Source organism: Natronococcus sp., from assembly GCF_047921035.1.
Taxonomy (GTDB): domain Archaea; phylum Halobacteriota; class Halobacteria; order Halobacteriales; family Natrialbaceae; genus Natronococcus.
The window spans coordinates 39,249-59,737 of sequence record NZ_JBLRWX010000005.1 but is presented as its reverse complement, the minus strand read 5'-3'; the positions used below and the strand labels follow the sequence as shown (position 1 = coordinate 59,737).

General features: G+C 68.1%; 14 protein-coding genes and 2 pseudogenes. 4 read left to right on the top strand and 12 right to left on the bottom strand.

Translation table 11 applies throughout. From position 1 onward, the window contains the following. Positions 1 to 160 precede the first annotated feature (160 nt). The 3 genes from ACNA7R_RS02330 to ACNA7R_RS02320 are packed head-to-tail and all read left to right on the top strand — an operon-like array spanning position 161 to position 3,760. Complete coding sequence (locus ACNA7R_RS02330; RefSeq protein ID WP_416281927.1) at positions 161 to 1,423, top strand: four-carbon acid sugar kinase family protein; 1,263 nt, start codon at positions 161 to 163, stop codon at positions 1,421 to 1,423. Next, on the top strand, positions 1,410 to 2,450 hold the full coding sequence (pdxA, locus tag ACNA7R_RS02325) for a 4-hydroxythreonine-4-phosphate dehydrogenase PdxA (protein ID WP_416281926.1): 1,041 nt from the start codon (positions 1,410 to 1,412) through the stop codon (positions 2,448 to 2,450). The genes ACNA7R_RS02330 and pdxA overlap by 14 nt, the downstream gene beginning before the upstream one ends. After that, positions 2,447 to 3,760 carry a DUF362 domain-containing protein gene (locus ACNA7R_RS02320; RefSeq protein ID WP_416281925.1) on the top strand — a complete coding sequence of 438 codons (1,314 nt, stop codon included), beginning with the start codon at positions 2,447 to 2,449 and terminating at the stop codon, positions 3,758 to 3,760. Before pdxA ends, ACNA7R_RS02320 begins: the two co-directional genes overlap by 4 nt. A 147-nt stretch (positions 3,761 to 3,907) precedes the next feature. Here ACNA7R_RS02320 and ACNA7R_RS02315 read toward each other — a convergent pair whose 3' ends face one another. The 9 genes and pseudogenes from ACNA7R_RS02315 to ACNA7R_RS02275 form a co-directional block, all read right to left on the bottom strand. After that, positions 3,908 to 5,290 carry a GntP family permease gene (locus ACNA7R_RS02315; RefSeq protein WP_416281924.1) on the bottom strand — a complete coding sequence of 461 codons (1,383 nt, stop codon included), beginning with the start codon at positions 5,288 to 5,290 and terminating at the stop codon, positions 3,908 to 3,910. A gap of 128 nt (positions 5,291 to 5,418) precedes the next feature. Further along, on the bottom strand, positions 5,419 to 6,183 hold the full coding sequence (locus ACNA7R_RS02310) for an IclR family transcriptional regulator (RefSeq protein ID WP_416281923.1): 765 nt from the start codon (positions 6,181 to 6,183) through the stop codon (positions 5,419 to 5,421). A gap of 384 nt (positions 6,184 to 6,567) precedes the next feature. After that, the gene (locus ACNA7R_RS02305) at positions 6,568 to 8,823 is read right to left on the bottom strand and encodes an NADP-dependent malic enzyme (RefSeq protein ID WP_416281922.1); all 2,256 of its coding nucleotides are present in this window, start codon (positions 8,821 to 8,823) and stop codon (positions 6,568 to 6,570) included. Between the two features lie 527 nt (positions 8,824 to 9,350). Next, entirely contained in the window at positions 9,351 to 10,400 is a 1,050-nt protein-coding gene (locus ACNA7R_RS02300) for an ABC transporter permease (protein WP_416281921.1), read from the bottom strand. Beyond that, entirely contained in the window at positions 10,397 to 11,527 is a 1,131-nt protein-coding gene (locus ACNA7R_RS02295; protein ID WP_416281920.1) for an ABC transporter permease, read from the bottom strand. The genes ACNA7R_RS02300 and ACNA7R_RS02295 overlap by 4 nt, the downstream gene beginning before the upstream one ends. Continuing rightward, positions 11,524 to 12,141: pseudogene (locus tag ACNA7R_RS02290) on the bottom strand (heme ABC transporter ATP-binding protein); the annotation flags it as partial. The gene ACNA7R_RS02295 and the pseudogene ACNA7R_RS02290, both read right to left, overlap by 4 nt. Positions 12,142 to 12,155: 14 nt before the next feature. Beyond that, a pseudogene (locus tag ACNA7R_RS02285) lies at positions 12,156 to 12,260 on the bottom strand (oxidoreductase); the annotation flags it as partial. A gap of 58 nt (positions 12,261 to 12,318) precedes the next feature. Beyond that, positions 12,319 to 13,287, bottom strand: coding sequence for an alpha-ketoacid dehydrogenase subunit beta (locus tag ACNA7R_RS02280; RefSeq protein ID WP_416281919.1), 969 nt, complete (start codon positions 13,285 to 13,287; stop codon positions 12,319 to 12,321). Beyond that, positions 13,284 to 14,180, bottom strand: coding sequence for a thiamine pyrophosphate-dependent enzyme (locus tag ACNA7R_RS02275; RefSeq protein WP_416281918.1), 897 nt, complete (start codon positions 14,178 to 14,180; stop codon positions 13,284 to 13,286). The genes ACNA7R_RS02280 and ACNA7R_RS02275 overlap by 4 nt, the downstream gene beginning before the upstream one ends. 265 nt (positions 14,181 to 14,445) lie before the next feature. Between ACNA7R_RS02275 and nasA the strand changes: the two genes are divergently transcribed. Next, on the top strand, positions 14,446 to 16,557 hold the full coding sequence (gene nasA, locus ACNA7R_RS02270) for an assimilatory nitrate reductase NasA (protein WP_416281917.1): 2,112 nt from the start codon (positions 14,446 to 14,448) through the stop codon (positions 16,555 to 16,557). Positions 16,558 to 16,575: 18 nt separating this feature from the next. Here the strand turns inward: nasA and ACNA7R_RS02265 are convergent, their stop codons facing one another. The 3 genes from ACNA7R_RS02265 to ACNA7R_RS02255 form a co-directional block, all read right to left on the bottom strand. Then, on the bottom strand, positions 16,576 to 17,778 hold the full coding sequence (locus ACNA7R_RS02265; RefSeq protein WP_416281916.1) for a S8 family peptidase: 1,203 nt from the start codon (positions 17,776 to 17,778) through the stop codon (positions 16,576 to 16,578). Between the two features lie 148 nt (positions 17,779 to 17,926). Next, the gene (locus ACNA7R_RS02260; protein WP_416281915.1) at positions 17,927 to 18,703 is read right to left on the bottom strand and encodes a hypothetical protein; all 777 of its coding nucleotides are present in this window, start codon (positions 18,701 to 18,703) and stop codon (positions 17,927 to 17,929) included. Positions 18,704 to 19,014: 311 nt separating this feature from the next. Beyond that, complete coding sequence (locus ACNA7R_RS02255; RefSeq protein WP_416281914.1) at positions 19,015 to 20,337, bottom strand: MFS transporter; 1,323 nt, start codon at positions 20,335 to 20,337, stop codon at positions 19,015 to 19,017. Between the last annotated feature and the right edge of the window lie 152 nt (positions 20,338 to 20,489).

The window sequence follows — 20,489 nt, the reverse complement described above, 5'->3', positions numbered from 1 at the left end:
CGAACCACTTCACATCGGCTGTCGTGTTTTATACGCCCTTTACTAGAAACAACCATCTTAAAATAGAATGTATATTGATATATAGGGGCGCTATCGAACCGTCGAACGTTCGTGGTCCTCGAGGTGAACCGTTTTGTACGCGGGAGCGAGAGACGTGGCCATGAGCAGCGTACTCGTCCTCGCCGACGACTTCACGGGCGCGATGGACACCGGACACGGGTTCGCCGCACGGGGCCGTGCCGTTCGGGTCGTCGTCACGAAGCCGAACGCCGACGACACCGACCGACCGTCCGCGAGTGACCCGGACGTCCTCGCGGTCGATCTCGACAGCCGCGACCTCGAGCCCGAGACCGCCGCCGCGGCCGTTTCCTCGTTTCTCGAGGGCGGCCCCGTTCCGGAGGTCGTCTACAAGAAGATCGACTCGACGCTGCGGGGAAACGTCGTCAGGGAGGTCGACGCCGCCCTCGCGGCCACCGGGCGGGAGCTGGCGGTCGTCGCGCCCGCCTTCCCCGGAACCGGCCGTGTGACGGTGAACGGTCGCCACCTCGTCGACGGACGGCCGCTCGAGGACGCCGGCTACGGCACCGACTCCGACCTTCCAGCGCTGTTCGAGAGTTCCGAGTACGACGTCGCGACCTTCTCCCTGGAGACGATCCTCGAGGGGGCCGACGCCGTCGCGACCGCGCTCGCCGATCGCGGCCGTGACGGACCGGAGATCGTCGTCTGCGACGCGGTCCACGATCGCCACCTCGAGGCCATCGCGATGGGCGCCCGACGCTGCGATCGCGAGGTCCTCTACGTCGGCAGCGGCGGGCTGGCGAGTGCGGTGTCGGTACCGGATTCGTCGCGGTCGCCCCCGAAGGCGACCCCCGAAGGCGAGAGCGTGCTCGGGATCGTCGGCAGCGTCAACGAGCGCACGCTCGAGCAGCTCGAGGCCGTCCCCGACGACTGGCTCGTCGAACTCGATCCCGCCGCGGCCGTCGCGGATCCCCGCGAAACGGGTCGGGAGGCCGCGACGGAACTCGAGTCGATCCGTCGGAAGCACGGGCGGGCCGTCCTCACGGGGGCGACCTCTCGAACCGACGTAGATCGCGCGAGCGAGGCCGCAGTCGAGCACGACGTCGAGGCGGGCCCGCGGGTCGCGCGGGCGCTGGGCGTTGCGGCCGCGGAGACCACCAGGAGTGCTCCACCTAGGGGACTGCTGCTGACGGGCGGAGCGATCGCTCGAGCCGCCCTCGAGGAGCTCTCCGCGAGCGCGATCGAGCTCACCGGCGAGGCGGTCGTCGACGGTATTCCGGAAGGCGTGATCGAAAATGGCCCCGCCGCGGGAACCCCGATCGTGACGAAGGCGGGTGGGTTCGGCGACCGGAGGAGTATCGTTAACTGTCTGAACTTCCTTGATCGAGTCGATGAGCGAGAGTGAGCGACCAGTCGTCGCTGTAACGATGGGCGACCCCGCCGGCATCGGAAGCGAGATCATCGCCGCCGCCTACCCGGCGTTGCTCGAGCACGCGAACCCGATCGTCGTCGGCGACGCGAGCGTGATGCGCGCTGGCGTCGACGTCTCGGACGCCGACCTGGAGATCGAGGCCGTCGACGCCGTCGCGGACGCGACGTTTTCCGAGAGCGCGGTTCCCGTTCTCGATCTCGACGCCGTCGACGACCTCGAGTACGGCGTCGTCCGCGAGGACTACGGCGAGGCCAGCCTCGCGTACATCGAACGCGCGATCGAGCTGGCCGTCGACGGCGAGATCGACGCGATCGCGACGGCGCCGATCAACAAGCAGTCGACCCGGCTGGCCGGCAGCGAGTACGCCGGCCACACCGGGATGCTCGCCGACTACACCGACACCGAGAACTACTCGATGATGCTCGTCGAGGACGACCTCGTCGTCACCCACGTCAGCACCCACGTCCCGCTGCGGGAGGCCTGCGACCTGGTAACGACCGAGAACGTCCTTGAGACGATCCGGGTCACCGACGAGGGGCTGCGCGATCTGGGGATCGAGGAGCCGACGATCGCCGTCGCGGGCCTCAACCCCCACGCCAGCGACGGCGGCCTGCTGGGTTCGGCGGACGACGCCGAGATCCGCCCCGCCGTCGAGCGCGCCGCCGCGGAGGGGATCGACGTCCACGGGCCCGAGTCGCCCGACACCGTCTACGTCCAGGCCGCCCGCGGGAGCTACGACTGCGTCGTCTCGATGTACCACGACCAGGGTCACATCCCCATCAAGACGCTGGGCTTCTCGAGCGACGCCGCCGTCTCCGGGGTCAACGTCACGATCGGGCTGCCGATCGTTCGGACCAGCGTCGACCACGGCACCGCCTTCGATATCGCCGGCGAAGGGATCGCCAGCGAGGCCAGTCTGATCGACGCGGTCGAGGTCGCCGCCGACATGGCCGAGCGACGACGCGAGCGGGGCGGGGCGCCGCCCAGGGGTGAGGGATGAACCTCGAGTTCCCCGACGCCGACGTCCTGCAGGCGACCAACGACCACACCGTTGCGGACCTGCCGCGGTTCGCCGTCGCCCGCCGAAAACGCGATCTCGAGTCCGTCGACGACGTCGAGGCCGCCGCCAGGGCCGCGGTGGACGAGATCGATGCCTTCGACTCGCTTCCGAAGGGTTCAGAAGTCGCCGTCACGGCCGGCAGCCGCGGGATCCACGACATGCCCGCGACGCTTTCCGCCGCCGTCGACGAACTCCAGAAGCGGGGATTCGACCCCTTCATTATCCCCGCGATGGGGAGCCACGGCGGCGCGACCGCCGAGGGCCAACGCGAGACCCTCGAGGCGCTCGGCGTCACGCCCGATCGAATGGGGTGTGAAATCCGCTCGTCGATGGCCGTCGAGGCCGTCGGCGAGGACGAACTCGGTCGTCCCGTCTACGCCGCGAAGGACGCCCTCGAGGCCGACGCCGTCCTCCTCGCGAACCGCGTGAAAGTCCACACCGACTTCAACGGCGCCGTCGAGAGCGGGCTCTCGAAGATCGCAGTCATCGGCCTGGGGAAACACCGCGGGGCCGAATCGCTGCACAACGCGGCGATCGCCACCGAGTTCGCCGACGTGATCCAGGACCGGGCCGGGATCCTGCTCGAGGAGACGCCGATCGTCGGCGGCATCGCCCTGCTCGAGAACGCCGCCGACCGCGCGGCCCACATCGAGGGCGTACCCGCCGCCGAGATCCCCGAGCGCGAACCCGAACTGCTCGAGAAGGCGCGGGGCTACTTCGCACAGCTCCCCGTCGACGATCTCGACCTGCTCGTCGTCGACGAGGCCGGGAAGGAGAAATCCGGCACCGGGATGGACACGAACGTCCTCGGGCGCTACTCCTTCCACGGCGAGGACGAACCCGAGTCCCCCTCGATCACGCGGGTGTACGTCCGCTCGCTGACCGAGCCGTCCCACGGGAACGCCCTCGGGGTCGGACTCGCAGACTTCGTCCACCGAGAGTACGTCGCGGACATCGACTTCGAGGACACGTACGTCAACATCGTCACGAGCGGCGAGACGGATCGGGCGAAGATCCCCTTCGTCGTCCCCGACGACGCGACCGCGTTCGTCGTCGCCTGCTCGACGACCGGGATCGCGGGACCGGAGGAGCTTCGAGCCGCCCGGATCCCGAGTACGATGGAGCCCGACTCGCTGGTCGTCTCCGAACCCATCGCCCGCGAACTCGCCGAGCGCGAGGACGTCGAGGTCGGCCCGCTCGAGCCGCTCGAGTTCGAGAACGGACGGCTGCCGCCGGACCCGTATTTCTAGACGTTGCCGACGTCGACCGACGACACACCGAACTATCATCGTCCCACTGACCCGCTCTCTCCGGAGACGTACGTCGAGACCGGACGACTTCACACGAGGTGTGCGGTCTTCAACAAAAGGGCCCGAAAAACGGTGTTCGACCTTCGCTCACGCCAGCGGCACGAGTAGCTGGAGGACGAACACCAGGATCAGACCGCTGACCGACATCACGGTACAGACCGCCGAGTACGTCTTGAACGTCTCGAGCTGGGTGATGCCGGCGACCTCGCTGACGACCCAGAAGCCGCTGTCGTTGTACCAGGGGGCGATCATGCCGCCGAAGCCGATCGCCATCATCAGGTAGACGGCGTTCGCGTCGAAGTCACCCGCTAGCGGTGCCATAATTCCCGCACCAGTAAGGATGGCCACGGTACCGGAGCCCTGCGCGACCCGGATGACCGCGGCGATGGCCCAGCCGGTGAACAGCAGGCCGAGACCGACCTCCTCCAAGCCGCCCGCGATCCACTCGCCGACGCCCGCGATGGCGAGCATCGCCCCGAACGTCCCACCGGCGGCGGTGATGGCGATGATGTTACCGCCGCTCTTGATCGCCTCGGTGAGTTCGTTGTTGAACAGATTGCGGTCGCCCTGCATCTCCATGCGGTAGTAGGTGTACGCCGCGAGAATCGCCGCGGCGGTGAGTGCGAAGTTCGGGTCGCCGAGGAACGAGGCGGCCGCGTCGATCGCGCCGCCTTCCGCGATGATACCCTGGTCGGCGAGGACGTCCGCAGTGGTGTTTCCGGCGATCAGCACGACCGGCGCCGCGATCGGCAACGAGGACTCGAGCAGTCCCGGCAGCTCCGAGGTGGGTCGGTCGGTACGCTCCTGGAGGTCTTCCGGATCGGAGCCCATCGCCTCTCGCAGGGGGAACTCCTCGCGACTGTTCAAGAATCGGCCGTAAACGATTCCACCGAGCATCGAGGTCGGGAACGCGACGGCCGCGCCGACGAGGATCGCGAGCCCGAGGTCGACGTCGAGCTCGGCGGCCATCGCCAGCGGTCCCGGCGTCGGCGGCACCAACATGTGCGTCGCGAGCGCACCCGCGGCCAGCACCGAGATGTACAGCGAGAACTTCACGCCCGTTCGAGCCTTCATCGATCGCCCGAGCGGAGCGAGCAGGTAGAACACGTTGTCGAAGAACACCGGGATGGACAGTACGTAACTGCTGCCCATCAGCGCGTACTCCGAGCGCTTCTCCCCCGTCCAGGAGAGGAAGCCGCGGACGACCCGGTCCGCGGCCCCGCTGTCCATCAGACACTTCCCGATGATCGCAGCCATCAGGATGGGGATCCCGATACTGACCATCACGCCACCGAACTCCTCGGCCGTCTGTGCGGCGACCTCCCCCGTCGCTAACTCCGGCGTGGTCAGGCCGATCGCCATCGCGGCGATGATCAGACCGACGAACGCCGGCAGTTTCAGCCACACCAGTAAGGCCACCACGACGACGAGACCAACCACGAACGGCACGATTGGGCTTTCCAGTACCATCGTGCTAGGCAGTAACAACTATCTATAATAAAGATTGTGTGTAGCGTGAGTGTCACTATCCACGATCATCCGTGGCGGGCGAGGAGCGACGACACCAGCCGAGCGCGGTCCCCTCGAGCGCGAGACGCCTACTCGAGACCCAGACTCCGTAACTGTAGCCGGACTTCGTTTGCAGTCCCGACGGTCAGGTCGGGCAGCGTCTCCGTGAAGTACTCCCCCTGAAGGCGGTTCTCCGGACCGGCGACCGCAATCGCACCGTACAGCCCGTCCTCGAGGACGACCGGGCTGGCGACGGCGCGCCAGCCGTCGATGTTCTCGCCGTCGTTGAGCGCGTACCCCCGCTCGCGGATTCGGTTGCGGGCGTCCTCGAGTTCGTCTCTGGTCGTAATCGTTCGCTCCGTCTGGCGCTCGAGCCCGTGCTCGGCGACGATCTCGTCGACGCGGTCGTCCGGTAGCGCCGCGAGGATCGCCTTCCCGCCCGCGATGGTGTGGAGGGCGCTTCGCGTGCCGATCGAGGCGTAGGGCTGGAGCGCGTCGGTGCCGATCCCCTTCCCCGCGTAGACGCCCTTGCCGCGCTCCTCGACGATGTACCAAACGATCTCGCCCGTCTCGTCGGCGAGTCGCTCGAGGGCGGGCTCGACGCGATCCGCGTAGGCGACGCCGTTTCTCGCGTAGGTTCCGTGCGTGAGAAACGCGAGGCTGAGATCGTACTCCCCGCCGTCGTTCGTCAGATACCCCAACCGGGTGAGCGTCGTCACGTAGTCGTGGACTGTACTCTTCGGTAGCTCGAGCGCGTCGGTTAGCTCGCTCACGCTGGCCCCGCCCGCCTCGCGGATGTGCTCGAGTATTTCGAACGCCCTGGCGGCAGTTGTCAGCGGCACATCGGCGGTCATTGCGCGGTTCTGGCTTGCTCGAGTCAATAAGCGTTCCGTCTTTGGAGGGACCATTTATCCGGATATTCCGGACAGTATCTTCGCTCTGCTCGGTTCGCCGTCGAGCGTGCTACAATCCGAGGATCGAAGCTTACACCCATATGAACGTAAACTATCCGTCCCGGTTCCGGAACTGGCGAACGTGCACCCTTACGAACGCCGTCCTGCGCCGGATTCTCGATCCGTCGGCCCGTTCGAGAACCGCGGACGGAGCCACCAAAATGGGCGCGTCGCTGGCATCCCCTCAATCGCCCGAGCTTCCGTCCGGCCATTCCGGACGCTCCGTGACGGCGATCTCCGCGAGACGCACACGGGCGCCCACTGCGTGGCGAGGCGTCGTGACTCCTACGTTTCCTCCTGGGCGTCGACCGTTGCGACCGCCGCCAGGTTCACGATATCCCGAACGTCGTCCTCGCGCTGGAGGACGTGGACGGGCCGATCCATGCCGGCGAGCATCGGCCCGACCGCTTCGGCGCCGCCCAACCGCTGGAGTAGCTTGTAGGCGATGTTGCCCGCCTCGAGGTTCGGAAGGACCAGCACGTTCGCGGGCTCGTCGAGGTCGGAGAACTCGAAGGTGCCCTCGAGGAGATCCTCGACGACGGCGGTGTCGGCCTGCATCTCGCCGTCGACCGGGAACTCGATCGCCGGGTCCTCGCGGAGCTGGCGGGCCGCCCGCCGGGGTTTGCGAGTCCCCTCGTTGTCGACGCTGCCGAAGTCGGAGTACGACAGCAGGGCGGCCCGCGGCTCGACGTCGAACCGCCGGGCGATGGCGGCGGCGTGGCGAGTGACCTCCGCGAGCGTTGCGGCGTCGGGGTCCTGGTTGACCGTCGCGTCCGCGAGGAAGACGACGCGGTTCTTGAAGGTGAGCATGTAGACGCCCGCGGCGTACTCGACGTCCTCGGCGGTGCCGATTACCTGCAGCGGCGGGCGAAGCGCCGACGGGTAGTGGTTGGTCAGCCCCGTCAGCATCCCGTCGACGTCACCCTGCTGGACCATCACCGAGGCGAAGTAGTTGCTGTCGCCGACGAGTTCGGTCGCCTCGCGTCGGATGACCCCCTTGCGCCGTCGCTGCTCGTAGAGCGCCTCGGCGTACTCGCCGTTCGTCCCGTCGTCGGGGTCGACGACCTCGGGGTCGAACGCAAGGCCGAGGTTCGCCGCGGTGCGGTCGATCTCGGCCTCGTCGCCGATCAACACCGGCTCGGCGAGCCCCCGCTCCTCGAGCTGGTAGGCCGCGCGGATGATCTTCTCGTTGTGGCCCTCGGCGAGCGCGATCCGCTTGGGGTCGCTCTTGGCTTTGTTCCGGACGATCCGGGTCATTTCGCGGGATTTCCCGAGGCGGGCCTCGAGCTCCTCGACGTAGGGCTCGCGCTCGATCTCGACGCGGGCGGCCCCCGACTCCATCGCGGCCTCGGCGACCGCGGGCGCGAGTTCGAACAGCACGCGGGGGTCCATCGGCTTCGGCAGGATGTACTCGGGGCCGAACTGCAGCGGTTGGTCGCCGTAGGCCTCCCGAACGCTGTCGGGGACGTCCTCGCGGGCGAGCGCGGCCAGCGCCTCGGCCGCGGCGACCTTCATCGGCTCGTTGATCTCGGTCGCGCGGACGTCGAGCGCACCGCGGAAGATGAACGGAAACCCGAGCACGTTGTTGACCTGGTTCGGGTAGTCCGACCGGCCAGTGGCCATGATGACCGTGTCGTCGCGGGCGGCCTTGGCCGTCTCGTAGTCGATCTCGGGGTCGGGGTTGGCCATCGCGAAGATGATCGGATCCTCGGCCATGGACCGCACCATCTCCGCGTCGACGATTCCACCCGCCGAGAGCCCGACGAAGACGTCGGCACCCGCCATCGCCTCGGCGACGCCGCCCGCGGGGACGTCGCGGGAGAACTCCCGGCTGTGGGGGTCGAGATCGCCCGACTCCGCCCGCTCGGTCGTGAGGATGCCGTCGATGTCGGCCATCGTGATGTTGTCGCGCCGAACGCCAAGCGAGACGTAGAAACGGGCGGTCGCGACCGCCGCCGCACCGGCGCCCGCGAACGCCACCTCGAGCTCCTCGAGTTCTTTCCCCGCGATCTCGGCGGCATTCAACAGCGCGGCGCCGCTGATGATCGCCGTGCCGTGCTGGTCGTCGTGAAAGACCGGAACGTCCATCCGCTCGCGCAGGCGCTGCTCGATCGTGAAACACTCCGGGGCCTTGATGTCCTCCAGATTGATCCCGCCGAACGTCGGTCCCATGCCGGCGACCGACTCGATGAAGGCGTCGGGGTCGTCGTGCTCGAGCTCGAGGTCGAAGACGTCGATGTCGGCGAAGCGCTTGAAGAGGACGCCCTTCCCCTCCATCACGGGTTTCGAGGCCTCCGGGCCGATATCGCCCAGCCCCAGCACGGCGGAGCCGTTCGAGACGACGCCGACGAGGTTACCCCGCGCGGTGTAGCGGTAGGAGTCGTCGGGATCCTCGTCGATCGCGCGACACGGACCGGCGACGCCGGGCGAGTACGCCAGGCTCAGCTCCCGCTGGGTGTTGGTCGGTTTGGTCGTCTCCACCGCGATCTTTCCGGGCGGGTCGGCCTCGTGATACTCGAGCGAGTCGTCTTCTAGTGACATGGGCAGTCGTTTCCCGTAGACCGACAAAAACGTACGGTTGATCTCGTCGTCGCTCGACGGCTGTCGGCGAATACTGCGTGTATGTGGGCATTCAACACGCCCGTAGTGGCGACAACGAGAGCGGGAGTGATCGATCCGATCCGCCTCATCGACTCCGTATCGGTCATCGTCTCTGAACGGAAGATAATCCCACATTCACACACTCCCAAATCGGAATTTGGGAACGGAATACTCGTTCGGAGCTACCAGTTTGATACGAACTCGCTAATCTGAGAGCCTGTTATACCGGCCATTTGTGGGACCTAAACGGATTTCACAAGCGAGAAGCGGATCGGTTGTCGGCTTTCTGTCCGAGAAGGTCGCGACCTCCGGACGACCATTATTATTGTATTATTCGCCCACACCTACGTCGATCTGCGAAGGTACAATTTATCGCCGCTGGTTCGACTGCGCTACTGCGAGCGCGTCTAGGCGAGACGCATCAAACTGGTCCGCCTCGAGCACACCCGCACTCGAGAACCGACCCGTTACTCCTCGCTCTCGTAGGGCTCGCCGACCGACGACGGCATTCGCGTCTTCCCCCAGACGGTCAGGACGACGATGACGCCGACGTAGGGCAACAGCCCCATCAGCCGGCCCGAGACCGCGATGTCGACGGTCTGGAACTGGACCTGCAGTCCCTCGAGCCCGCCGAACAGCAGGGCGGCCAGGGCGGCCCCGATCGGGTTGTAGTTCCCGAACAGGTAGGCGACGATCGCGATCCAGCCGCGGCCGTCGACCATCGTGTCGCCGGTGCCGATGAACGTTCCCGCGTGGGCGAGCAACACCGCGCCGCCGAGGCCGGCCATCGCTCCCGAGAACAGGACGGTGGCGTACCGAACCCGGTTGACGTCGATCCCGGCGGTGTCGAGCGCCGTCGGATTCTCGCCGGCGGCCTGGATCCAGTAGCCGTACCGGGTGCGGTAGAGGACGACCCAGGCGGCGACGACCACGACGAGCGTCAGCACCACGAGCGGCGACTGATCGAAAACGATCGGCCCGACGACGGGAATCTCGGCGAGGTACGGCACCGAGTAGCGGTTCATACTCGCCAGTCCCGGGCTTCGGACGGTCCCCCACAGCAGCGAGGCGAGGAAGGGCGCGAACCCGAGGCCGATGAACCACACTGCGAGTCCCGCGACGATCTGGTCGGCCTTGTACCGGATCAGCAGGACGGCGTACCCCCCCGTCAGCGCCACCGAGACGCCGACGGCCGCGACGATGGCGAGCCAGACGTGGAGCTGGCTCGAGGCGCCGACCAGCGACAGCGTCGCCGCGGCGGTGATCGCCCCGAAGATCATGAACCCCTCGAGTCCGATGTTGAAGACGCCGCTCTTCTCGGCGTACAGCCCGCCGACGGCCGCCAGTGCGATCGGCGACGCCAGCATCAGCGTCCGGTTGAGAAAGCCGACCGTGAGGATCCGCTCGAGGGGGACGTCGAACCGGACGACGAGCACCGCGGCGAGCGCGACGGCCGCGAGAGCCGCGAGCCCGCCCAGCTGGAGTCGCCGTCGGCTCATCGCCGTCGCGAGACTCACCGCTTCTCACCTCCCAGGCCCGTTCGCTTCGCGAGCATCCGGAACAGCTCCGGCGCGGCGACGAACAGCACGACGATCCCGACGATCCCGTCGATCAGCTGGACGGGGACGTCGCTGTGGATCTGGACGTGCGAGCCCGAGGACTCGAGCGCGCCGAACAGCAGCGACGCGGGAACGACGCCGACGGGGTTGTTCGCCGCGAGCAGACTGACGGCGATCGCGTCGAACCCGTACGTGCCGATCCCCGAGGGGTCGATGAAGTAGCCCTGGATCATGATCGCGAACACCGCGCCGACGAGGCCGGCGACCATCCCCGACAGCGTCATCGTCGCGACGATCGTTCGCTTGGGATCGACCCCGGAGAACGTCGCCGCGCTGGCCTGGTAGCCGCTGGTGACCATGTCGTAGCCGAAACTGGTCCGGGTCATCCCGACGGCGACGACGCCGACGACGGCCAGCGCCAGCCCCAGTCCGAGGACCGAGAAGTTCGGATCCGAAAAGACGAGCGGCGGCAGTCCGACGCCCTCCGGGAGGTACTCGGTTCGAACCGACCGGGCGTCGTCGGGACGGAGGGGGCCGTCGACTGCCCAGCCGACGATCCCGATCGCGATGAAGTTGAGCATGATCGTCGTGATGATCTCGTTGGCGCCGTAGTAGGCCTTCAACACGCCCGGAAGCGCCGCGTACAGCCCGCCGGCGACGACCGCCGCGAGCAGCCCGACGACCGTCAGCCCGACGCCGCCGACCGCCCCGCTCGGGACGAACGGCGCGAGCCAGAGGATCGAGAGCACGCAGGCGATCCCCCCGACGATCAGCTGCCCCTGAACGCCGATGTTGAAGACGCCCGCCCGGAAGGCGATGGCGACGGCGACCCCGGCCAGAATGAACAGCGTCGTAAAGCGCAGCGTGCGGGTGAACGCGCCCGTGCTCCCGACCGAGCCGACGACCAGCTGCTGGGCGAACAGCAACGGGTTGTGTCCGGCCACCGCAACGAACATCAGGCCGATCAGCAGCGCCAGCCCGGTCGAGCCGACGGCGATGCCGACCCGCTCGTACACCGACGCGTCGAGCAGTCGGGCCGCGACGCGGTCCAGCCCCGTTCGGAGCCGACCCGTGTCGTCGCTCATCGCTCGCGGTCACCTCCCGACCGTCGGTCGACCGTCGCCTCCGCGTCGGGCTCCGAGTTCGCCCGCTCGCGGCTCGAGCGGTCCCCTTCGGAGTCGAGGTGCTGGCCGGCCATCAGGAGCCCGAGTTCGGCGTCGCTCGCCCCGGTGGGGTCGACCTCGTCGATAAACGTTCCCTCGTACATGACGACGATGCGGTCGGCCAGCGCGCGAAGCTCGTCGAGCTTCGAGGAGATCAGGACGATCGCGAGCCCCTCCTCGCGGAGTTCGAGCAGGCGGTCGTGGATGAACTCGAGCGAGCCGACGTCGACCCCACGGGTCGGATGGGCGGCGATCAGCGCGTCCGGATCGTGGCCGATCTCGCGGCCGACGACGAACTTCTGCTGGTTCCCGCCCGACAGCGAGCCCGCCGTCGCCGACGGATCCGGCGGGTGGACGTCGAACTCCTCGATGATCTCCTCGGCGTGGGCCTCGACCGCCGACCAGTCGAGCCAGCCGTCGTTCGCGTACGGTGGGACCGTCTGGTTGCCCAGCAGCGCGTTCTTCACGAGGTCGTACTCCTGGACCAGCCCCTCGGCGTTGCGGTCCTCGGGGATGGCGGCGATCCCGGCCTCGAGGTCGGCCGGTGCCTCGGCGCGCAGGCGGTCGCGTAGACCGTCCATCCCTCGGCGAGAAACGCGTGGGCGGCCGAGCGGCCGATACCGGAGCAGCCGGTGATGAGGACCGCGTTCGTCATGCCGAACGGACGGCGGGGCGAGACAGAACCCGGGTCGACTACCGCAACCGCCCACGGTCTACCCGAACTCGAGGACGTCGCGGATCCCGGCCTCGATGCGCTCGGCGTCGGGCAGGTAGTCGTCCTCGCGGGCGAACATCGGCATCGGCACGTCGTACCCGGTCACCCGCTCGATCGGCGCCTCGAGGTAGAGAAACGCCTCCTCGTTGAGCCGTGCGATGATCTCGCCGGCCATCCCCGCGGTCTTGGGGGCCTCGTGGACGATCGCACAGCGCCCGGTTTTCTTCACGGAATCGACGATCGTCTCGGCGTCGAGCGGGTACAGCGTCCGCGGGTCGATCACCTCGACGCTCGCGTCGATATCGTCGACGGCGTCGAGCGTCTCCCGCAGCATCGACCCCCAGGCGATCACCGTGACGTCCTCGCCGGGCTCGACCACCCGGGCCTCGCCGAGCGGGATCTCGTGGTCGTCGGGGACCTCCTCGCGGAACGAACGGTAGAGTCGCGTCGGTTCCATGAAGATAACGGGATCGGAACTCCGGATCGACGAGGTGAGCAGCCCCCTCGTCTCGGCGGGCGAGGAGGGGAAGACGACCTTCAGGCCGGGGATGTGGGCGAACCCCGCCTCGAAGCTCTCGGAGTGAAGCTCCAGGGCGTGGATCCCGCCGCCGTAGGGCGTCCGGATCGTCATCGGACAGGTGATCGTCCCGCGGGTTCGACTCCGCATGCGCGCGACGTGCTGGGCCAACTGGTGGAACCCCTGGTAGAGGAAGCTCTGGAACTGGATCTCCGCGACGGGACGCATCCCGGTCGCCGCCAGACCGACGCCCGCTCCGACGATGCCCGCTTCGGCGACCGGCGCGTCGAACACCCGGTCGGGATGGTCGTCGATCAGCCCCTGGGTCGCCCGGAACACGCCGCCGGCCTCGCCGACGTCCTCGCCGTAGACGACGACGTCGTCGTCGCGTGCCAGTTCCGCACCGAGCGTGTCGCGGACGGCCTCGACCATCCGGAGTCGCTCGCTCATTCGCCCTCACCTCCCTTTTCGGCCTCGAACGCCGCGAGCTGTCGCTCGAGTTCGGGCGGCAGGTCCTCGTAGACGTGCCGGAACATGTCCGCGGGATCGAGCTCCTCGCGCCGTTCGTTCGCCTCGTCGATCGCCGACGCGAGCTCCTCCTCGATCCGCTCGGCGATCGCCTCTTTCGTCTCCTCGTCTAGGATCCCTCGGTCCTCGAGGTACCGCTGGAACCGAAGGATGGGATCGCGGGCCTCCCACTCGGACTCCTCCTCGCTCTCGCGGTAGGCGGAGGGATCGTCGGAGGTCGTGTGCATCGATCGGCGGTAGGTCAGCGCCTCGATGAGGACCGGCTCGCCGTTGCGGGCCTTCTCGACGGCCTCCCGCGCGACGCGGTAGACCCCGAGCACGTCGTTGCCGTCGACCTGCACGCAGTCGATCCCCGCCGCGATCGCCTTCTGGGCGAACGTCTCCGTCGCGGTTTGCTTCTCGATCCCCGTCGAGATGGCGTACCGGTTGTTCTGACAGACAAAGACCGTCTGGGCGCCGTAGACGCCGGCGAAGTTCATCGCCTCGTAGACGTCGCCCTCGCTGGTCGCGCCGTCGCCGAAGTAGGTGATCGCGACGTTCTCCCGATCCTGGAGCGCCTCGCCCCAGCCGATGCCGGCAGCGTGCAGCGGCTGCGAGCCGACGGGGATCGCCGGCGGAAGCGCGCCTTCGCCGTCCGGAATCTCCGTGCCCTCCTCCATCCCCTTCGCGTACTGGAGGATCGCGTCCGGTGCCGTGCCGTGAACCAGGAGTGCAGGCTGTTCGCGAAACGACGGGACGAGCCAGTCATCCTCGCCGAGGGCGAACGCGGTGCCGACCGGCGAGTCGGCGGTCAGTGGCGATCCCGTCGTCGTCATCGAACGGTGGTCCCGAAACCGGTCGATCGGCCGTCCGAAGCTCGCTCGCTCCGCGTTCGCGACCTTATATTGTCCATATCTGTAGGTATACGTCCGACCTTCTCGATGGAGGAATGAAAAGTAACGAATCGTAAACGATCACTGTTTAGTGCCTTCATACGCACTCTGTTCGTATGAATCACTTCGAAATGCGGACGGACAGTCTCGTTTTACTTTCCGTTTGTAAACTCATGTATGTGGGTTCGAGCGGTGGAGGGGAGCGACCGTGACCGATCTCGTTCCGACGACCTGCATGCGGTGTGCGGTCGGCTGCGGCCACGTCCAGCGGGCCGTCGATCGGGGGTACGGCCTCGAGAGCGTCCGCGGCGACGCCGCCCACCCGGTCTCGAACGGGCTCGCCTGCCAGCGCGGGATCAGCGAGAGCGCCGATCCCGACGGCGAGTGGCTGACCCGCCCGCTCGTTCGCCGGGACGGGGAACTGGTGGCGACCACCTGGGAGACCGCCCTCGAGCGGGCCGCCGAGGGACTCGATACGGCCCTCGAGGGCGGCCGCGACCGCGTCGCGGTGCTCGGCAGCGGCCAGCAGACCAACGAGGCCGCCTACGCCCTGGGTAAGCTCGCCCGCGGCGGGATCGGCACGCGGTACTACGATGCCAACACGACGCTGTGTATGGCCTCGGCGGTGACCGCGTACTACGACGCGTTCGGCAGCGACGCCCCGCCGCCGACCTACGACGATGTCCCCGAAGCCGAGACCCACCTCGTCTGGGGGGCGAACCCGGCCGCGGCCCATCCCGTCCTATTCCGGTGGATCAACCGGTCGGCCGACGCCGAGGACTCGGAACTGATCGTCGTCGATCCGATCGACAGCGAGACCGCCGAGGTCGCCGACCACCGCGTCCCGCTCGAGCCCGGGGGCGACCTCGCGCTGGCCCGCGCGGTCCTGGCTCGAATCGTCGAGACCGAGCGGGTCGACGAGGCGTTCGTCGCCGAGGCGACGGCGGGATTCGACGAACTCCGCGAGGAGTTGCCGGACCCCGCTCGAGCGGCCGAGCGCGCGGGCGTCTCGATGGCCGACGTCGACCGCCTCGCTGCAGCACTCGAGAACCGAACCCTCGTCTACTGGGGGATGGGGATCAACCAGAGCGTCAACGGCACCGACGCCGCGGGCGCGCTGATCGATCTCTGTCTGGCGACGGGCAACCTCCGTCCGGGCTCGGGACCGTTCTCGCTGACCGGGCAGGCGAACTCGATGGGGACCCGGGTCTGTTCCTCGAAGGGGACCTGGCCCGGCCAGCGACCGTTCGACGACCCCGGGGCCCGCAACCTCGCCGCGGAGACCTGGGGCGTGCCGGCCTCGCGGCTGCCGGCCGACCCCGGGCCGGGACCGGTCGGGATCGTCGACGCCATCGACGAGGAGGTCGACGCGGTCTACGCCGTCGCGACGAACCCCGTCGCGGGGATGCCCGACGCGACGACCGTCCGCGAGCGCCTCGAGGACGCCTTCCTCGTCGTCCAGGACGCCTTCCGCAGCGAGACGGTCGAGCACGCTGACGTCGTCCTGCCCGCCGCAACCTGGGGGGAGTCCGAGGGAACGGCGACCAACATGGAACGGACCGTTTCGCGGGTCCGGGCCGCGACGGAAACGCCCTCGGGCGTGCGGACCGACCTCGAGCTGATCGGTGCGCTGGCCGACCGGCTCGCGCCGGGGCTGTTCGACGAGCCGCCCGAACCGGAACCCGTCTTCGAGGAGCTCGCGGCGATGACCGAGGGGACCCCCGCGGATCTCTCGGGGCTCTCGTACGACCGCCTCGAGGCCGAGTTGGCGGTGCGGTGGCCCGCGCCCGAGCCCGACGCCGCGGGCGGGTATCGGTACCACGAGGGGTCGGAAACGGGGGCGGAGGACGGCGAAGCGGAGACGTGGTCGTTCCCGACGCCGTCGGGCCGCGCCCGCTTCTCGGACGGACAGGCCGAGCCGCTGCCCGAGCCGACCGACGACGACTACCCGTTCACGCTGACGACCGCGCGCCGTCCCGACGCGTACAACACCGGCGTTCGGACCCGCGAGGACGACCCGCCGACCGCGCGCGTGAGCCCGGCGACGGCCGTCGCCGTCGCGGACGACCTCGAGCAGGGTACGGACGGCCGGTACGGACGCGTCGTCTCGAGGCGGGCGTCGATCACCGCCCGCGTCGAGGCCGACGAGTCGATCCCCGACGGCGTCGTCTGGTTGCCGATCCACCACCCCGCCGTCAACGACCTCACGCTCCCCGCGGTCGATCCGCGCTCGAGGGAGCCGAACGTCAAGCAGTGTGCGGTCCGGCTCGCCCCGCCCCGCGACCGGGAACTCGAGGCCGTCGTCGAGGCGAGCGCCTGATTCGTCTGCGGTTTCCGTTCAGAGCAACTCGACGGTCTCGAGGGCGTCGATGCGACCGGCACCGGTTTCGGGGTCCCCGCGGCCGTCGCCCGTCGCGCCGCGCTCGATAGCGTTCTCGACCTGGTTGGGGTTGGCGTCCGGCTCGAGTTCGCGCACGAGCGCGCTGAGTCCGGCGACCTGCGGTGCGGACATCGAGGTTCCCGAGACGCTCGCGTACTGGACACCGGGGAGCGCCTCGTTGTCGGGATCGAACGTCGAGAGGATCTCGGCGCCCGGCGCGCCGACCGAGATCTCGTTCGCCCCGTAGTTCGAGAACTCGGCGAGTTCGTCGTCCTCGGTGGTCGCGCTGATCGAGGAGGCCCGGGGAAGACTCCCCCAGAGACTGATCCAGCCGCCCTGCTGGAGGTTTTGACTGTCATTACCTGCACTCGTCACGACCGACGTCCCGCGTTGAGTGACGCTCCGGACTACCTGCTGACGGGCGATCCGGTATCCCTCCTGGTTGTCCTCGGGCGGTTGCGGCGGGCTCCCGATGCTCATGTTTACGACGTCGAGACCCTGCTCAGCCGCATAGTCGAGCGCGAGGAACGTGTCGCCGACGCCGGCCAGAAGCGGCCCCTCGGACGGGAAGTTTCGAAGCGAGACGATTTCGGCGTCCGGAGCGACGCCGGTCACGCCCGCGTCGCCGGTCGCCGCCGCGATGCCGGCGACGTGTGTGCCGTGATAGTGGACGTCGCCCGTGTGTTCGCCCTCTTCCCAGCCGACGAACGCCCGGCTGGCGTCCGTGTTGACGTTTCCGAGGTCGGGATGGTCGTCGGCGACGCCGGTGTCGATGATCCCGATTCGAGTTCCCTCGCCGGTCGCGCGCTCGTGGGCGTCGAACGCGTTGATCAGGTGCTTGTCCCACTGCTCGTCCTCGAGTTCGCCCTCCGCGCTCTCGTCGGCCGGCTCCGCGGGTTCGTCGAGCCCGTACGTAAAGTCCTCGAAGGCAGCGTTCACGCCGTTTACGCTCGACGGGTCCTCGCCTGCGGGACCGTACACGAGGTAGACGTTCGCGCCCGTGATCTCGTGGGCCACCGTGTAGCCCGCCCGCTCGAGCCGTCTCGGATTCCCGCCGGTGACGATGTACTGCGCCTGCTCGTCCGCGCTGACCCCGACCGCGCCGACCGTCGCCAGTCCGATCCCCGCCAGTACTGATCGCCGTTCGATATTGTCTACCATACAATTACCGAAATTAGAGAGATCATAGATAATTATTTCCACTGGTTTCGATAATTGATCGAGAGCTGTACTTTTACGCACCTCCAAAACCTTTGTTAACAATAGGCAAGGATCGCAAGGGGCGGAACGCGAACGGCTCGAGCGACGGCTACCGCCCGTCCGTTCGATCGCGGAGCGCACTCAGTTCCTCGCCAGCCCCGACGACCGCCGGGAGGCGAGCCGTCGCGTCGACGGTTCCGCGTTCGGCGTCCCACGAGACGAGTCCGCGGTCCGCCAGCTCCGGTAGCTGGGCGTGGACCAGCTCGAGGCGGACCGATTCCGTCGGCTCGCCCTCGAGCGCGGCGATGCGAGCGGCGAGCGTCTCGACCCCGATCGGCTCGTCGGCGTCGAGTACCGCCTGGAGCGCGTCCCAGGCGTACGGGCTCGTCGCGACCGACGCGAGCGACCGGGCCTCCGGGGAGAGGGCCTCGAGTTCGAACTCCCGGGCGAACTGCCCCGTCTCGTCTTCGAACGCCGGAATCGACTGCCGAGTTGCCATTGCCCCGAGCAAGCCGACCACGCCGCCAGTCGAGAGCCCGATCAGGAACAGCAGCGAGCCGTCCGCGACGGCGTCGCCGGTGACCGACTCGCCGAACAGGAACCCGCTGACGAGCGCCCCGCCGATCAGCCCGCCGACGAGACACCACGTCGCGACCGTCCACCGCTCCGCCGCCGAAAACCGGCGTGACGCGGTCCAGTATCCGCCGTAGACGATGAGCGCGGCGGGAACGCTCACCAGCAGGAGTTCGAGTATCTGGACGGCGGTCGGTTCGGGATCGGTGTACACGTGTACGAGCCCGCCGAGGCCGAGCGCGATCCCGGCAACGACGATCGTTCGGGTTGCATCGTCGGGCCTATTCTTGGGTTCCGGATAGCTGTTGGTCATGGAGACACGTTCTGGGAGACCGTTCGCGGCCGAGGCTGAGAAAGCTTTCTCGAGCGGCCGCGAGATCGCCTCGCGGAGCGAAACCGAAACGCGGACTCGACCCCCTGCTCGTAGCGGCCCGAGCGTATTTCGGGCTTCGATTCGACGGGTCGGATATGCCCGGGCTCGTCGTCTTTCTCGTTACCGCCGCGATCGTCTCGTAGGTGCCCGCTAGCGTGGTGATCTCCCTCGATGCCAAGCGACGAAACGTCAGGTATTCTCGAGGCGCTCGGAACTCCCTCGAGAGTCGGAAGCGGAGACGGGGTGAAGCGCTAGTCGTCGCTCGAGACGACGGCTCCGTCCGCTGGCGTCTCCGTGTCGACGAGCCAGCCGTCCTCGGTCGCGCGCTCGGCGACGGCGGGCTGGAACACCCAGGCGGCCAGCGCGACGATCGGCAGCATCGTGACGGCGACGACGGCGTAGCCGAGGTGGAGGTTCGGGAGGAACGGCGCGGCAAACACCAGCGGGTAGACGGTGCCGCCGATCGTGCCGATTCCGCCGACGACGCCGGCGACGCTGCCGGAGCTGTCGGGGAACATCGCGGGCACCTGCGCGAAAATCGCACCCTCGGAGAACGCACAGCCGACGCCGACGAGGAAGCCGGCGGCGACCGCGAGGTAGATGTTCCCGGAGAGGCCGGCGACGGTCATCCCGACCATCGCGACGACGACGAAGACGAGCGTCGCGAACGTCCACTGCTCGCGGTAGCGGCCCTCGAACCAGGGCAGGATGTCGCGTTCCCGGCGCGCGACGACGTCGCTGGTGTAACCGCCGAGCGGCCGGAGCAGGCCGGCCGCGATCGAGAACGTCGCCGCGAACGTGGCCGCGATGACGATGTCGCCCTGGCCGAATCCCTCGCGGTAGTACGTGCCCAGCCAGCCGTTCATCGCGACCTCGAGGCCGAAGGTCATCACGTACGCCGCCGCGAGCACGACCGCGCCGTGGCGCGTCCCGACGTAGAGGAACTGTTTGAAGCTCGCCTTCTCCCTGGTCGCCCGCCGCTTGGCCTCGCTCTTGGCGGCGTCGCCGAAGGCGTAGTAGACGACTCCGAGGACGACCGCGAGCACGCCGGTGTAGAAGAAGGCGGCGCGCCAGTTCGTCGCGAACAGGGGTCCCGCGTACCCCTCGCCGAAGATCCGGGGGAGGGTGAAGTACGCCCCCAGCCCCGCGCCGGCGTTGCCGACGCCGGCGAAGACGCCCTCCGCCAGTCCGAGGTTCTCCTCCTCGAACCACTCGGCGACGTGCTGGATCCCGATGACGAACGTGATTCCGGCCAGCGAGGCGATCACTCGCGAGGCGGTAAACACCTCGTAGGTCGTCGCGAACGCGCTGACGATCGAGAAGATCCCGACGATTACGAGGGTCACGCTGGCGGTCACCGGCGCGCCGTACTTGTCGGTCAGCGGCCCGATCAGGATCCGACCGGCCGGGACGGCGATCACGGCCGCGCTCGAGACGAGCCCCAGCTGGGCGACCGAGAGGCCGAACTCGTCGGCGATCCCGCCCGTAAACGGCGCGAACGAGAACCAGATGACGAACCCCAGGTTGAACATCGCCGTCGCCAGCAGGAGGTTCTTCCACTTCCCGTGGATCACGGCCGACCGCCTCCGCTCTCACCTGCGGACGTGTGTCCGAATCTGCTACGTTCAGGTTTACAATTCGATTCCAGAACCGGACCAGGAGTTACGTTCGGACTCACGTATCTACGCTATCTGGACGTACGACACCGTATAAGCCTACTTATTAC